17 protein-coding genes are annotated in these 14,432 nt (G+C 68.8%); 9 read left to right on the top strand and 8 right to left on the bottom strand.

What is annotated here, in order from left to right; all coding sequences use genetic code 11:
• The first annotated feature begins 220 nt into the window (after positions 1 to 220).
• The 3 genes from ACRYA2_RS02060 to ACRYA2_RS02050 all read left to right on the top strand — a co-directional run bounded on the left by ACRYA2_RS02060 (position 221) and on the right by ACRYA2_RS02050 (position 2,998).
• Positions 221 to 1,156, top strand: a complete 936-nt coding sequence (locus ACRYA2_RS02060; RefSeq protein ID WP_433624718.1) for a glycosyltransferase family 4 protein — start codon at positions 221 to 223, stop codon at positions 1,154 to 1,156.
• The gene (locus tag ACRYA2_RS02055) at positions 1,153 to 2,235 is read left to right on the top strand and encodes a DUF354 domain-containing protein (protein ID WP_433623728.1); all 1,083 of its coding nucleotides are present in this window, start codon (positions 1,153 to 1,155) and stop codon (positions 2,233 to 2,235) included. The genes ACRYA2_RS02060 and ACRYA2_RS02055 overlap by 4 nt, the downstream gene beginning before the upstream one ends.
• Positions 2,236 to 2,323: 88 nt before the next feature.
• Positions 2,324 to 2,998 (top strand): HAD family hydrolase, encoded by a 675-nt coding sequence (locus ACRYA2_RS02050; protein ID WP_433623726.1) that lies wholly within the window; start codon positions 2,324 to 2,326, stop codon positions 2,996 to 2,998.
• Between the two features lie 179 nt (positions 2,999 to 3,177).
• On the opposite strand, the gene ACRYA2_RS02045 is transcribed toward ACRYA2_RS02050, so the two are convergent.
• The 6 genes from ACRYA2_RS02045 to trpC are packed head-to-tail and all read right to left on the bottom strand — an operon-like array spanning position 3,178 to position 7,598.
• Positions 3,178 to 3,336, bottom strand: coding sequence for a hypothetical protein (locus ACRYA2_RS02045; RefSeq protein ID WP_433623724.1), 159 nt, complete (start codon positions 3,334 to 3,336; stop codon positions 3,178 to 3,180).
• On the bottom strand, positions 3,333 to 3,803 hold the full coding sequence (locus tag ACRYA2_RS02040; protein WP_433623722.1) for a DUF2243 domain-containing protein: 471 nt from the start codon (positions 3,801 to 3,803) through the stop codon (positions 3,333 to 3,335). The genes ACRYA2_RS02045 and ACRYA2_RS02040 overlap by 4 nt, the downstream gene beginning before the upstream one ends.
• A gap of 56 nt (positions 3,804 to 3,859) precedes the next feature.
• The gene (locus ACRYA2_RS02035; RefSeq protein ID WP_433623720.1) at positions 3,860 to 4,654 is read right to left on the bottom strand and encodes a 2-amino-3,7-dideoxy-D-threo-hept-6-ulosonate synthase; all 795 of its coding nucleotides are present in this window, start codon (positions 4,652 to 4,654) and stop codon (positions 3,860 to 3,862) included.
• 24 nt (positions 4,655 to 4,678) lie between these two features.
• On the bottom strand, positions 4,679 to 5,551 hold the full coding sequence (gene trpA, locus ACRYA2_RS02030; protein WP_433623718.1) for a tryptophan synthase subunit alpha: 873 nt from the start codon (positions 5,549 to 5,551) through the stop codon (positions 4,679 to 4,681).
• Positions 5,548 to 6,849, bottom strand: coding sequence for a tryptophan synthase subunit beta (gene trpB, locus ACRYA2_RS02025; protein WP_433623716.1), 1,302 nt, complete (start codon positions 6,847 to 6,849; stop codon positions 5,548 to 5,550). Before trpB ends, trpA begins: the two co-directional genes overlap by 4 nt.
• The gene (gene trpC, locus ACRYA2_RS02020; protein ID WP_433623714.1) at positions 6,846 to 7,598 is read right to left on the bottom strand and encodes an indole-3-glycerol phosphate synthase; all 753 of its coding nucleotides are present in this window, start codon (positions 7,596 to 7,598) and stop codon (positions 6,846 to 6,848) included. The genes trpB and trpC overlap by 4 nt, the downstream gene beginning before the upstream one ends.
• Before the next feature lie 225 nt (positions 7,599 to 7,823).
• On the opposite strand from trpC, the gene ACRYA2_RS02015 reads away from it, so the two are divergent.
• Complete coding sequence (locus ACRYA2_RS02015) at positions 7,824 to 9,116, top strand: cation:proton antiporter (RefSeq protein WP_433623712.1); 1,293 nt, start codon at positions 7,824 to 7,826, stop codon at positions 9,114 to 9,116.
• Between the two features lie 24 nt (positions 9,117 to 9,140).
• Here ACRYA2_RS02015 and ACRYA2_RS02010 read toward each other — a convergent pair whose 3' ends face one another.
• On the bottom strand, positions 9,141 to 9,320 hold the full coding sequence (locus ACRYA2_RS02010) for a hypothetical protein (protein WP_433623710.1): 180 nt from the start codon (positions 9,318 to 9,320) through the stop codon (positions 9,141 to 9,143).
• Between the two features lie 122 nt (positions 9,321 to 9,442).
• On the opposite strand from ACRYA2_RS02010, the gene sucC reads away from it, so the two are divergent.
• Both sucC and sucD read left to right on the top strand, forming a co-directional pair.
• Positions 9,443 to 10,588, top strand: a complete 1,146-nt coding sequence (gene sucC, locus ACRYA2_RS02005; protein WP_433623708.1) for an ADP-forming succinate--CoA ligase subunit beta — start codon at positions 9,443 to 9,445, stop codon at positions 10,586 to 10,588.
• Complete coding sequence (gene sucD, locus ACRYA2_RS02000; protein ID WP_433623706.1) at positions 10,585 to 11,454, top strand: succinate--CoA ligase subunit alpha; 870 nt, start codon at positions 10,585 to 10,587, stop codon at positions 11,452 to 11,454. Before sucC ends, sucD begins: the two co-directional genes overlap by 4 nt.
• 142 nt (positions 11,455 to 11,596) lie before the next feature.
• Here the strand turns inward: sucD and ACRYA2_RS01995 are convergent, their stop codons facing one another.
• Entirely contained in the window at positions 11,597 to 12,103 is a 507-nt protein-coding gene (locus ACRYA2_RS01995) for a macro domain-containing protein (RefSeq protein ID WP_433623704.1), read from the bottom strand.
• 149 nt (positions 12,104 to 12,252) lie between these two features.
• Between ACRYA2_RS01995 and ACRYA2_RS01990 the strand changes: the two genes are divergently transcribed.
• The 3 genes from ACRYA2_RS01990 (at position 12,253) to ACRYA2_RS01980 (ending at position 14,431) form a co-directional block, all read left to right on the top strand.
• The gene (locus ACRYA2_RS01990) at positions 12,253 to 12,642 is read left to right on the top strand and encodes a DUF5820 family protein (protein ID WP_433623702.1); all 390 of its coding nucleotides are present in this window, start codon (positions 12,253 to 12,255) and stop codon (positions 12,640 to 12,642) included.
• Between the two features lie 69 nt (positions 12,643 to 12,711).
• A complete protein-coding gene (locus tag ACRYA2_RS01985; RefSeq protein WP_433623700.1) occupies positions 12,712 to 13,161 on the top strand; it encodes a UPF0179 family protein in 450 nt (149 codons plus the stop codon).
• 271 nt (positions 13,162 to 13,432) lie between these two features.
• Complete coding sequence (locus ACRYA2_RS01980) at positions 13,433 to 14,431, top strand: AAA family ATPase (protein WP_433623698.1); 999 nt, start codon at positions 13,433 to 13,435, stop codon at positions 14,429 to 14,431.
• The last annotated feature ends 1 nt before the right edge of the window (position 14,432 follow it).

Here is a 14,432-nt window from a genome sequence, read left to right as displayed (position 1 = left end):
CTTCGTCGAACTGCGATAAAAATACTCGTCCGTCGCACGGTCGCTTCCGTCGTTTTCCGGCGCGCGGCGCCGAACTCCCCACTTAAGCCGCGTCAACGCGTCGAATAAGCCGGTCCTGGCCGCCGGAAGGCGGTGGATAACAAAGGCCGTCTCGGGCTATTCTACGGCCAACGTGTCGAGAGGAGTTACCGGGTCGAACACCCGTCCGAAGGTCGACTCTCTGCGGGTGCTCAACCTCGTGACGAACACCGAGGCTCGCTTCTACAAGGAGCAGTTGCGAGTGCTCCGGGGCCACGGCGTCCGCAGCGAGACGCTGGCACCACCGGGAACGCACACCCACGCCGTGGACGAGTCCGTCACTCGACGCTCGCCCACCGACTACCTGCGATTCTTCCCGACCGTGTTCCGGGCGGCGTTCGACGACTACGACCTGCTACACGCGAACTACGGGCTGACCGCACCGATGGCGCTCGCCCAGCCGAACCTGCCGGTCGTGCTCACGCTCTGGGGGTCCGACCTGTTCGGGGAGTACGGATGGCTGAGCCGTCGCTGTGCGCACCGCTGTGACGCCGTGGTCGTCATGTCCGAGGAGATGGCGACCGAACTCGACGTTCCCTGCCACGTCATCCCCCACGGCGTCGACTGCCAGCGGTTCCGTCCAGGGTCGAAGTCCCAGGCCCGCGACAGGGTGGGCTGGGACCGGTCGACCCGCCACGTCCTCTTCCCGTACCCGCCGTCGCGGACGGTCAAGGACTTCCCGCGGGCCGAGCGCGTCGTGGAGGCGGCCAGCCGGCGCGTCGACGCCCCCGTCGAACTCCAGACCGTGTCAGGCGTCACCCACGACGAGATGTCGACCTACTACAACGCGGCCGACGTCCTCCTGTTGCCCTCGAAGAGCGAGGGGTCGCCGAACTCGGTGAAGGAGGCGATGGCCTGCAATCTACCGGTCGTCACCACCGACGTGGGCGACGTACGCGAACGCCTGGCGGGCGTCGAACCGTCGCACGTCTGCGACTCCGACGAGGAACTCGTCGCCGGCCTGGTCGACGTGCTCGTGGACCCGCGGCGGTCGAACGGGCGTCCCGCCGCCCGCGACGTGAGCCTCGAACGCATGGGCGAACGACTGCGCGACGTGTACGAGAGCGTCCTCGAATGAGAGCCGTCGTCACCATCCAGCATCCGGCCCACGTCCACTTCTACCGACCCATCGTCGCCGAACTGAAGCGGCGCGGCCACGACGTCCACGTGTTCGCCCGCGACAAGGACGTCGCGCTCGACCTGCTGGACCGATACGGTATCGACCACACCGTCCTCGCCGGGAAAGCCGACTCGCTGGCGGAACTGGCGACGGTCCAGTTGACCTACGAGTACCGGCTGTTCCGCGAGGCGCGGCGCATCGACCCCGACGTGATGACCGCCATCGGGGGCGTCGCCGTCGCGCACGTCGCGCCGCTGGTCGGGGCTCGCAGCGTCGTCTGGATAGACAACGAGGGCGCACAGTCCCACCGCATCACGACGCCGTTCGCGCACCTCGTCTGCACGCCGCGGCGGTTCCGCGAGGACTACGGGGACAAGCACGTCCGCTACGACGGCTACCACGAACTCGCCTACCTCCACCCGGAGCGGTTCGACCCCGACCCAGAGCGACTGCGCGAGCACGGGGTCGAGCCCGACGAGCGCTTCTTCTTCGTCCGGTTCCGGAAGTGGTGTGCGCTCCACGACGTGGGCGAGGCGGGGTTCTCTCCCGCCGCCAAGCGCGACCTGGTCTCCTTCCTCGACGACCACGGCGAGGTGTACGTCTCCAGCGAGTCGGCCCTCCCGCAGGAGTTCGCGGAGTATCGCCTGCCGGTGACGCCGGACCTCGTCCACGACCTGCTGTACTACGCGGACTGCTACGTCGGCGACTCCGCGACGATGGCGACGGAGGCGGCGGTGCTCGGCACCCCAGCGGTCCGCGCGCAGTCGTTCGCGGGCGACGGCGACATGACGAACTTCGTCGAACTGGAGGAGTACGGCCTGCTACACTCCACGCCGGACGACGAGGAGGCCGTCGCGAGGGCGAAGGCGCTCGTCCGCGAGGCCGACTTCGAGACGTACCAGCGCCGGCGCGAGCAGATGCTCGACGACAAGATAGACGTCGCGCGGTACGCCACCGACCTCCTCGTCAGCACCGGGAAGCGGTTGCCCGGCGGCGTGCCCGCTCGCTCCGCCGCCGACGGTGGCCACGGGTCGTGACGCGACGCCGGCACCGCGCTCGCCGGACGCGGCGGGCGAGGTAGACCGTCGCAGAACGTTTTTGGTCACCTGTTCGATAGGAACGGGCATGGCAGGCCCCGCCGCAGTCACGTTCGACCTCGACCACACCCTCTGCGAACACGACCAGTCGCACGACGAGTTGCTCACGGAGACCTTCGAGCGAGCGGGCGTCGAGCAGTACTGTACCCCGTCGGACGTCGACGCCATCGTCGACGACGCGCCGACCGTCGAGTCCGACCGCGAGTTCTTCGAGTTCTGCTTCGCCGAGGCCGCCCGACGGGCGGGCGCGAACGCGGACCACGCACCGACGCTGGCCACGACGTACGACGACTTGCTCGACCACTCGGCGGTCTCGTTCCGGCCGGGCGCGGAGGCGGCGCTGTCCGCCGTCGACGACCGACACGTCGCCCTGGTCACCAACGGGAGCGAGCAGACCCAGACCGAGAAGCTAGAGGCGCTGGGCCTCACCGACGCCTTCGACGCGACGGTGTTCTGCGACCCCGCAGCGGGAATCCACGCGAAACCCGACCCCGCGCCGTTCGAGCGCGCGCTCGACGCCCTCGGGGTCGAACCGGCGGAGACGCTCCACGTCGGCGACTCGCTGGCCGCCGACGTGGCCGGCGCGAACGCCCTGGGTAGCGACTCGGCGTGGGTTCCGCCCTCACCACCGGTCGAACGGACGCTCGACCACGAACCGACGCATCGGCTCTCGTCGCTCGCGGACCTTCCCAGCATCCTCTAACTCTGCTCGCGGACACGAACTTCGCTGGAAGCGGCATCTACGTCACGCTGATCGGCGGACTCCTCGTCGCGTATCCGGGCGCGCGTGAACAACTCGACTGAGCGTCGCGGAACCCGTTCTCGTCGCCGACCCTTCGTCAGCGGGCGGGAAGGCCCTCACTGGCCACGCCGGCGACGGCGTCACCACCCGAGACGGTCGAGCAGCGCGTCCGCACACCACACGCCGACGGCGACGACGGTCCAGCAGCAGAAGACGGCGGCGAACAGCGCGGCCCAGTGCGGAACGTCGGGGAGGGGCGCGACCCCGTGCAGGGCGACGACGGGCGGAGCCCCGGTCACGCCCCGGACCCCCCCGCGCGGTCGCCGCCGCGGTACACCAGGACGCCGGCGACGACGATCAGGACGCTGACGACGAACCAGTGGGGGTCGTAGTAGCCCGACCCGTGCGTGGCGTGGTGGACGCCGAGCAGCGCGTGATTGACGACCACGTCGAAGAGGTCGAAGCCGCCGATGCCGATTATCGCCGCGCCGGCCAGCGACCGGACCGGCAGCGGTCGGTCGGCGCGACGCTCGGCCCGCCAGAGCAGGCCGGCACCGACGCCCATCACGAGGATGGCTCCCAGCGAGAAGAGGCCGTCCGCGAGCACGTTCGTCCGCAGACCCGGTACCGTCGAGACGGGATACCGGTTCGAGACGAGGTGGTGGAGCCGCAGTATCAGGTGGAGGACGACGACGTCGATGAGTGCGCTGAATCCGAACCCCAGGACCCCTGCTCCGATGACGCCGCGTCGTACGTCGTCGGTCACGTCTCCCCCGACGTAGCCGAGCGCCGTACGTGTTGTTGCCGCGCCCCAGACTCCCGCTACGCCTCGACGGCCAGCCCCGCTTCGCGAAGCGCGTCCGCGGCGGACCGGTCGTCGTGAACGACGCTCGCGACCGCCTGGGCGATGGCTTCGGGGTCGTCGTGCTGGAAGACCGAGCGACCGATGGAGACGCCCGCCGCGCCCGCGTCCATCGCACCCCGGACCGCGTCGAGGGTCGCGCGGTCGCCTTCCGGTTCGCCGCCGGCGATGAGGACGGGGAGGCGCGTCGATTCGACGACGTGCTCGAAGCTCTCGCTGTCCTGGCTGTAGGCGGTCTTCACCAGGTCCGCGCCGAGTTCCTCGGCGAGGCGAACCGCGTGGCCGAGGCTCTCGGCGTCGTGTTCGTCGACGCCCGGGCCGCGGGCGTACGACATGGCGAGGACGGGAACCCCGAGGCGGTTCGCCGCCTCGCTGACCTCCGCGAGTTCCGTTATCTGGTCGGGTTCGTGGTCGCTACCGACGTTGATGTGGAACGAGACGGCGTCGGCACCGGCGCGAATGGCCTCCTCGACGGTGCCGGTCGCGCGCTTGTCGTTGGTGTCCGGGCCGATGGTCGTCGAGGCGTTCAGGTGGACGACGTAGCCGGCGTCGTTCTTGTTGTCGTGGACGCGGGGTGCGATGCCCTTCTGCGTGAGGACGGCGTCCGCGCCGCCGCGCGTCACGGCGTCGATGGTCCCCTCGATGTCTTTCAGCCCGCGTACTGCTCCGAGTGTGATACCGTGGTCCATCGGTACGACGACGTATCGCCCGTCGCGTCCGATGCGGTCGAGTCGTGCCGCAGTTCCGACGTTCATAGTATGTGAGAGTGTAGCAATCAGTTATGAAGTGCGTTCCGATTCCGGTACTTCTCTCGGGGCGTCCGCTCCGTCGCGCGCCCCGGACTTGAGTTCCGCCGCCTTCGCTTCCAGGCGCTCGGCCACCTCGTCGGTGGACAGTTCGTTGTCGACGCCCTCGGCGATGCGCTCGACGTACGCGCTTCCGACGATGACGCCGTCCGCGCCGCCAGCGACGATCTCGCGGGCGTGGTCGCCCGTCGAGATGCCGAATCCGACCGCCTTCGGCACGTCCGCGTCCGCGAGGCGGTCGAGGCTGCCGTGCGTGTCGGCGCTCACGTCCTCGCGCGCGCCGGTCGTGCCGACCCGACCCTGCACGTAGACGAACCCCGAAGTGCGGTCGAGCATCCGTTCGAGGCGCTCCTCGGTCGTCGTCGGCGCGGCGATGAAGACGAGGTCGACGCCGTGCTCGCGGCAGGCCTCGTACATCGGGCCCGACTCGTCGACCGGCAGGTCGGGGACGACGAATCCCGAGACGCCGGCCTCGGCGGCGGCCGCGACGAACGCCTCCGGCCCTGGGCCCGAGGTGCTTCCCGCCTCGTCGGCCCCGTACCGGTGGATGAGGTTGTAGTACGTCATGCAGACGATCGGCGCGTCCACGTCGAGGTCGGCGACGAGGTCGAGGTAGGCGTCCGGCGTCATCCCGGCGTCGAGCGAGCGCTTGATGGCTCGCTGGATGGTCGGGCCTTCCGCGACCGGTTCGCTGAACGGCAGGCCGAGTTCGACGACGTCGGAGCCACCCTCGACGAGCGCCTCGACGTAGGCCTTCGTCGCCTCGGCGCTCGGGTCGCCCGCCACGACGTACGAGACGAGGGCGGGGTCGCCGTCGAACGCGTCCGCGAGATTGCTCCGGCTCACTCCTCGAACACCTCCATCGTCGGCGAGTTCTCGACGTCGCGGGCGTCCGACTCCTCGATGACGGTGTCGAGGTCCTTGTCGCCGCGCCCGGAGACGTTCACCACGACCGGACCGTCGCCGTCGTACTCCTCCAGATAGGCGACGGCGTGGCTCGATTCCAGCGCCGGGATGATGCCCTCCTCGCGGGAGAGCCGGTGGAACGCCTCGAGCGCTGCGTCGTCGTCGACGTTCACGGGCGTCACGCGCCCGGTGTCGACGAGGTGGGCGAGTTCGGGGCCGACGCCGGCGTAGTCCAGCCCCGCGCTGACGGAGTGGGACTCGACTATCTGGCCCTCCTCGGTCTGGAGGAGCTTCGTGCGCGCCCCGTGGAGGACGCCCTCCGTCCCGGTCGAGAGGGAGGCGGAGTTGGGCGCGTAGCCCTCCTCGGCGTCCACACCGAGGCCGGACCCGCCCGCCTCGACGGCCAGCAGGTCGACGTCCTCGTCTTCGAGAAACTCGGCGAACGCGCCCATCGTGTTCGACCCGCCGCCGGCGCAGGCGACGACGGCCTCCGGGAGGCGACCGAGGCGGTCGAGGCTCTGCTCGCGGGCCTCCTCGCCGACGACCGACTGGAACTCCCGCACCATCGCCGGGAACGGGTGGGGGCCGACGACGCTCCCGATGACGTAGTGGGTGTCCTCGACGTTCGTCGCCCAGTCACGCATCGTCTCGTTGATGGCCTCCTTCAGCGTCCCCGACCCCACGTCGACGGGGGTGACCTCCGCGTCGTGGATGCGCATGCGGAACACGTTCGGGCGCTGGCGGTTCACGTCGGTGCGGCCCATGTATATCTCGCAGGGCACGTCGAGGTAGGCGCAGGCCATCGCGGTCGCGGTGCCGTGCTGGCCGGCGCCGGTCTCGGCGACGATGCGCTCTTTGCCCATGTACTTCGCGAGCAGCACCTGCCCCAGGGCGTTGTTCAGCTTGTGCGCGCCGCCGTGCAGCAGGTCCTCGCGCTTGAGGTACACGTCGAACCCGTAGCGCTCGGAGAGGTTCGCGGCGTGCGAGAGCGGCGTCGGCCGCCCGCCGAACTCCCGGAGGTGACGGCGGAACTCGTCCATGAAGCCGTCCTCGTTCTCCAGCACGTAGCGCTCGTAGGCGTCGGTCAGCTCCTCGACCGCCGGCATCAGCACCTCCGGAACGTACTGGCCGCCGTAGTCGCCGAACTTGCCCGCGCCGTCCCCGGTCGCGCGCTCGTCGGTCCTCCGCTCTCCGCTCGCTCGTTCGGAGGCGCTTCGCGCCTCGCCGTCCTCGCTCATGCGTCCACCAGCCTCCTGGTGTTGGCGGTCACGTCCCCGTCCATGATGGCGCTCCCGACCAGCAGGGCGTCGGCACCGGCGTCGCACATTCGGCGGACGTCGGCCGGCGACCCAACGCCGCTCTCCGCCACCAGCGTCACGTCCTCGGGGGCGTGCGGCGCGACCGACTCGAACGTGGCGAGGTCCACGTCGAGTTTCGCGAGGTCGCGGTTGTTCACGCCGATTATCTCGGCACCGGCGTCGACCGCTTCACGTAGTTCTTCGCGCGTGTGGACCTCCACGAGTGCCTGAAAGCCCCGCTCGCGGGCCGCCCGGAGGAGCGCGGGCAGGTCGTCGACGAACCGCGCGACGAGCAGCACGAGGTCCGCTTCCACGGCGTCGAGTTGCGCCTCGCGGAGCAGGAAGTCCTTCCGGAGCACGGGAACGTCGACCGCCTCGCGCACCCGGCGGAGGGCATCGGTCGACCCGCCGAAGTGCTCGGGTTCGGTCAGCACCGACAGTGCGGCCGCGCCGCCGTCGACCATCGCCTCCGCGAGTTCGACGGGGTCGTCCGCTCGCTCGCCGTCCGTCGTCGGACTCGTCGGTTTCACCTCTGCGATGACGGGCACCCGACCGTCCGTCGTCGCCGCGGCGAGCGCGTCCGAGAGCGAACGCGGGCGTACCGTCACGCGTTCGTCCGGCGTCGCCCGCGTCTCGGCGGCCCGGAGGATGGACCGCACGGCGGGTGCGAGGTCGCTGGTTGACTCCATTATCGTACATTGACGGACTAAGTTGTACATAAGACTTGCGTCCCCCGGGCAATCGCGGGCCGCGACGACCGGTTCGCTCCGTAGGGGTACTCACGCTCGGGCGGTGCCGACGGGATCGACTCGCTTTCCTCGTCCTCGGAGAAACCGGTGCATCGAGACCGTCGACCGCTGCGCTTGTCTGCGCAAACACTACACCTATTTACGCGAGTGCCATGCGTCGATGTGATGGCATTTGAGCCGATAGTACTCAGTCCCGACCCGTATCTGCTCTTTCTCGCGGTGGTCGGGTTCGCAGTACTGGGTATCGTCGTGGTCCCTCGCCTCGTTGCGAATCAACCGCTCTCGCTTCCCATCTTCTACGTCGGATTCGGCGCGCTGGTGTTCGGCGGCGCGCAGATCCTCCAGATTCCGGACCCGCTGAGCAACGGCGTGCTGGTAGAGAAAGTAACGGAGTTGGGCGTCATTCTCGCGCTCATGAGTGCGGGACTGAAACTCGACCGCAGCCCCAGCGTCCGCGAGTGGAGTTCAACGTGGCGGCTGCTGGGACTCACGATGCCGCTCTCGATCGCCGCTGCGGCGCTTTTGGGCTGGGGGGTGGCTGCGTTCGCGATTCCGACCGCCATGCTCCTAGGGGCCGTCATCGCCCCCACGGATCCGGTGCTCGCCTCGGAGGTGCAGGTCGAGGACCCACTGGAAGGCGCGGAGGAGGAACCGCTGGAAGAGGAGGCCGGGATGCGACAGGAAGTCCGGTTCGCGCTCACCTCGGAGGCCGGCCTCAACGACAGCCTCGCGTTCCCGTTCACGTACCTCGCGATCGTGATGAGCAAGTACGGCGTCCACCCCTCCAACTGGATCGACAAGTGGGTCGGTGAGTACGTGTTCTACAAACTCACCGTCGGCCTGGTTGCAGGTCTCGTCCTCGGATGGGTGCTCGGACGCCTCGTCTTCCGCGTCACCGTCCGCGGGCGCATCGCCGAGTCGGTTCGCGGACTCGAGGCACTGGGGGCGACGCTCTTCATTTACGGGGTGACCGAACTGATAAACGGTTACGGATTCCTCGCCGTTTTCGTCGGCGCGCTGGTGCTCCGCCACTACGAGGGAAGACACGAGTACAACAAGACGCTGCACGATCTCGCCGAGAAGAGCGAACACGTCATGATGGCGTTCTTCATGATCTTTTTCGGCGGCGCACTCGTTACGGGACTTCTCGACCCGCTCACGCCGATGGACGTCGTCGTCGCGCTTGCGATCGTCTTCCTCGTGCGCCCGGTGTCCGGTCTCGTCGGTCTCCTCGGGTTCGACCGCGACATCCGCGAGCGGACCGTAATGTCTTTCCTCGGCGTCCGCGGACTCGGATCGTTCTTTTATCTCGCCTACGCGATGAACGAGGCATCGTTCTCGGGCATCGACCGCCTCTGGGCGCTGGTCGGCTGTGTCGTCCTGATCTCGGTGCTCGTCCACGGCGTCACCGCGACGCCGGCGGTGGAGTGGATCTCCAGGGACGAGGCGTCTGGCTGACGAGTTCGGGGACGGCGTCGGCGTTCACTCCGCCGTCTCCGTCGGCGTCACCTGCTCCGCCCCGCACTCCGGACACCGGTCGTAATCGGCGTCGAACCGCTCGTGACACGCCTGACACCGGTAGCTCGCGTTCTCCTCGGCTGTCTTCTTCGCGGTCTGTTTGAACTGCTCGACCTGTCGCCCGAGCTTTTCGAAGAGGCCCATCGGTTCCCTAGGTGGAGGAGACCGAGAGGGATAAGCGTTCGCCGGACCGCGGCCGACCGTCGCGTCCGCGTCCGAACTGAACCGACGGGATTTAAGCGGCGTGCGAACCCCCTTCCCAGTGCATGAAGCTACACGAGTACCAGGCGAAGGAGGTGTTCTCCGACGCGGGGATTCCGACGCCCGACGCGACGCTCGCAGAGAGCGTCGACGAGGTCGTCAGTGCGGCGGAGGACATCGGCTATCCCGTCGCCGTGAAGGCGCAGGTACACGTCGGCGGACGTGGCAAGGCCGGCGGTATCAAGCTCGCGGAGGACCGCGAGGAGGCCGAGGACGCCGCCGAGTCCATCCTCGGGATGGACCTCAAGGGCTACCACGTCGACCGCGTGCTGGTCGAGGCGGCCGTCGACTTCACCGACGAACTGTACGTCGGCGTGACGATGGACCGCGGCGAGGGGAAACCCGTCGCCATGGTCTCCTCGAAGGGGGGCGTCAACATCGAGGAGGTCGCCGAGGAGGACCCCGACGCCATCGCACGGGAGCACGTCGACCCGGCGTTCGGGATGCATCCCTACCAGGCCCGGAAGGCCGTCTACGACGCCGGCGTCGACCGCGCGGTGGCGAACGACGTCGCCGGCGTCCTGACGACGCTGTACGACCTCTGGGAGAGCAAGGACGCCAGCGACGCCGAGATCAACCCGCTGATGGTCACGGACGACGACGAGGTCGTCGCCGCGGACGCCGTCCTCAACGTCGACGACGACGCGCTGTTCCGCCATCCCGACATCGCCGAGATGGAGGAGGAGGCCGCCGAGGACGACCTCGAAGCCAAGGCCAACGAGTACGGCTTCGACTACGTCCGCCTCGACGGCAACGTCGGCATCATCGGTAACGGCGCCGGCCTGGTGATGACGACGCTGGACCTCGTCGACCACTACGGCGGCGACCCAGCCAACTTCCTCGACATCGGCGGGGGCGCGAAGGCCGAGCGCGTGACGAACGCGCTGGACATGGTCTTCGCCGACGAGAACGTCGACGCCGTCGTGTTCAACATCTTCGGCGGCATCACGCGCGGCGACGAGGTCGCCCGCGGCATCAACGAAGCACTCGAATCAATGGACGAGATTCCCAAGCCCGTGGTCGTCCGCCTCGCGGGCACCAACGCGGAGGAGGGTCGCGAGATACTGAACACCGACCTCGTGCAGGTCGAGGAGACGCTGGAGGACGCCGTCCAGCGCACGGTCGAGAACGCTGAGGAGGTGGAAGCATGAGCGTGCTCGTCGACGACGACACCCGCGTAATCGTGCAGGGTATCACCGGCGGGGAGGGCAAGTTCCACGCCGAGCAGATGATCGAGTACGGCACCAACGTCGTGGCCGGCGCGGTGCCGGGCAAGGGCGGCCAGGAAGTCCACGGCGTGCCCGTCTACGACACCGTCGACAGGGCAGCCCGCGAGGAGGACGCCGACGCCTCCGTCGTCTTCGTCCCGCCCGCGTTCGCCGGCGACGCCTGCTTCGAGGCGCTGGACGCGCCGCTCGACCTCGTCGTCGCCATCACCGAGGGCATCCCGACCCAGGACATGAGCAAGGTGCACAAGCGCCTCTCGGAGGTCGACACCCGCCTCATCGGGCCGAACTGCCCCGGCATCATCACTCCCGGCGAGTCGAAACTCGGCATCCTCCCCGGCAACATCTTCTCGGAGGGGAACGTCGGTCTCGTCTCCCGCTCGGGCACCCTCACCTACCAGGTCGTCGACAACCTAACCGACCGCGGCCTCGGCCAGAGCACCGCCGTCGGCATCGGCGGCGACCCCATCATCGGGACGGACTTCACCGACGCGCTCGAACTGTTCGAGAACGACCCTGACACCCACGCGGTCGTCATGTGCGGCGAAATCGGCGGCGAAGACGAGGAGGAGGCCGCCCGGTACATCGCCGAGAACATGGACACCCCGGTCGCCGGCTTCATCGCCGGCCGCACCGCCCCGCCGGGCAAGCGCATGGGCCACGCGGGCGCCATCGTCTCCGGCAGCGGGACCGGTACCGCCGAGTCCAAGATCAACGCACTGAACGACGCGGGCGTCCCCGTCGGCGACACGCCGAACGAGGTCGCCGACCACGTCGAGGACCTGCTGTAAGGCCCGCGCCGATTCTCCGCGGTTCGCTCGATTTTTCGGGACGCTTCTCCGTCGACGGTCGGAGCCGCGCGTAATCTCCTGCCGCCAGCGCGTCGTGTCGACCGTGTTGGCGCTCTCCCCGCGGACCGGACGTGCCGTCGGGCTACGTCCGCACCTCGGACGCCACCCGCGATATCGTCTCGTACTCCTCGTCGCTGTAGGCGACGAGCCGCACGTCCGACAGCGACGACGGCTCGTAGCCCGCTATCGTCTCGCAGATGATGCGCGCGCCCTCCCGGAGGTCGAAGCCGGCGACGCCGCAGCCGAGCGCCGGCAGCACCATCGACTCGGCACCGAGGTCGTCGGCGCGTTCGAGCGCGTTGTGCGTCGCGTCGCGGACGCTCTCGGCGGTCGCCTCGCCGTCGCCGTAGTGGGGCATCGCCGCGGCGTGGACGACGTGGTCGGCGTCCAGGTCGTACGCGTCGGTCACCGCGACGCCGCCGAGGTCGACGGGACCCTTCGAGGTCGCCTCGTCGTTTATGGGGCCGTTCGCGGCCCGGCGGAGCGCGCCCGCGACGCCGCTGCCCATCCGGAGGCTGGTGCCCGCCGCGTTCACCAGCACGTCCGCGCTCTGTTCCGCGATGTCGCCCTGGACGACCTGGAACTCCATGTGAGCGGGATTCGGGGTCGTTCGACAAAGTTCTGCGGGGCCTTCCGGCGGTCGCCGCGCCCATCGTCCGAGTCCTGCACCCGCGCACCGACCGAAGCGACCCCGCCGGGACCGCACGCCTTACCCGCCTCCGCCGCCAACCCTCGCGCATGTCGCTGTCGGACCTCCCGGAGTCGTGGACCGTCTGGAACGACGAACACGAGGGTCGGTGCGTCCTCGCGTACCGGCCGGACGTGTTCGACGCGCAGGCGTTTCCCGCACCGTGCATGCCGACCATCTCGCTCACGCCGGGGTCGCCGAACCGGCCGCCGGGCGAGCGGTCCGGCGAGGCCTGGTACGTCACGTTCTACCTCGAACCGGAGGTCTCACTGCCGGGCACGCGACGGTTCGACTCCCGCGAGGCGGCCGTCGACGGCGCGGTCGACCTGGCCGGCGAGTTCGCGGCGGGCGAAATAGACTACCGCGACGCCTACCAGGTCCCCCGGGAGGTGTATCTCGACCGCCTCGACGAGCTGACAGGCCGCGACGCCGAGCGTTAACCGCGTAGCGGAAGTCGGCGAGGGCGGGCGAGCGAGAGCCTTAACCCGCGTGGCCACCTACCGGCGGGCATGTCGACCATCACGCTCGTCGGGACCCGCCTCGCCGAGGCGGGTCGGGAGTTCGTCTACCAGGGCGAGGCGAGCGCCTGCGAGGGCTGTCCCTACCGCGACCAGTGTCTCAATCTCACCGAGGGGGTGAAGTATCGCGTCACGGACGTCCGGGACGGTGCCCAGACGCTCCCCTGCGGCGTCCACGACGACGGCGTCACGGCGGTCGAAGTCGAACCCGCGAGCGTGCGGGCGAACGTCGCCGCACGGAACGCCTACGCCGGCAGCAAGGCGAAACTCGAAGGGGCCTGTCCGCACACCGGCTGTCCAAGCCACGAGTTCTGCGAGCCGGCGGGCGCGGAGTTCGACGAGGAGTACCGCATCAGCGAGGTCGTCGGCGACCCACCGCACGACTACTGCATGCTCGACCGCGACCTGACGCTCGTCGAGTTCGCGCCGAGCGACGAGTGAGTCGCCACGGGAGTCCGATTCCCGACGCGAGCGTTCGACGCGGGCGAACGCGTTCCCGCCGTCCCCGTCCGCACCGCCGGTTCTTTTCCGATCTGTGATAGGCAAAAACACCCGTCTCATTAGTGACAAAAGTTACAAAGGTACGTACGCATAGGTACGAGTAACGAGGTAGACGCCCACGACGGACTGGTCGCTGAAACGGGCATTCCGGTCGCACGGGTTCGGATGCCGCCCGTCCCCGTCCAGCGTCGTCCCGACGCGTTCCCAGAGTATGACGGAAGCAAACACTGACCCAAAGCCGACATCGATGGAACGACCGCCGGACGAGTACGCCGACCCGCTTTCGGTCGAGGACGCAGCGGACCTGGCCGATCGCGTCATCGACAACATCGAGCAGGTCATCGTCGGCCAGCACGACGCCGCCGAACAGGTGCTGACGACGCTGCTCGCACAGGGCCACCTCCTGCTCGAGGACGTTCCGGGCGTCGGGAAGACGATGCTCGCCCGGACGCTCGCCTGCTCTATCGACTGTTCGTTCAACCGCGTACAGTTCACGCCCGACCTGTTACCCTCCGACGTGACCGGGGTGAACGTCTTCAACCAGAAGACCCGCGAGTTCGAGTTCCAGCCCGGACCCGTGTTCGGGAACGTCGTCCTCGCCGACGAGATAAATCGCGCACCGCCGAAGACCCAGTCGTCCCTGCTGGAGGCGATGGAGGAAGAGCAGGTCACCATCGACGGCCAGACCCACGAGGTGCCGAAACCGTTCACCGTCGTCGCCACGCAGAACGCCGTCGAACAGGACCGCACCTACGAACTGCCCGTCGCAGAGATCGACCGCTTCATGAAGAAGCTCTCGCTGGGCTACCCCAGCCCCGACGACGAGTCGGAGGTGCTCCGCCGGATGGTCGGCGAGCACCCCATCCAGAACCTGGACCCGGTCGCGAACGTGCGAGACGTGCGTCGCGCGCAGGCGACCGTCGCGAACGTGACGGTGGAGAAGCCGGTCCGGGACTACGTCACGCGACTGGCGAACTACACCCGCGACCACAGTCGCCTCGGCGTCAGTCCCCGGGGTTCCATCGCCGTTCTCAGGGCGGCCCAGGCCCGAGCATTGCTTCGCGGCCGCGAGTACGTCGTCCCCGACGACGTGAAGGCGGAAGCCCCGACCGTGCTCTCCCACCGGGTGCGCAGCGAATCCGGCGCGATGGGCGGCGAGCACGGTCGCACCGTCGTCGAGAACGCTCTGGACGGCGTTCCGGTGGAGTGAG

Source organism: Halomicrococcus pelagicus (assembly GCF_050954125.1).
This window is presented reverse-complemented; position numbering and strand designations above follow the sequence as displayed.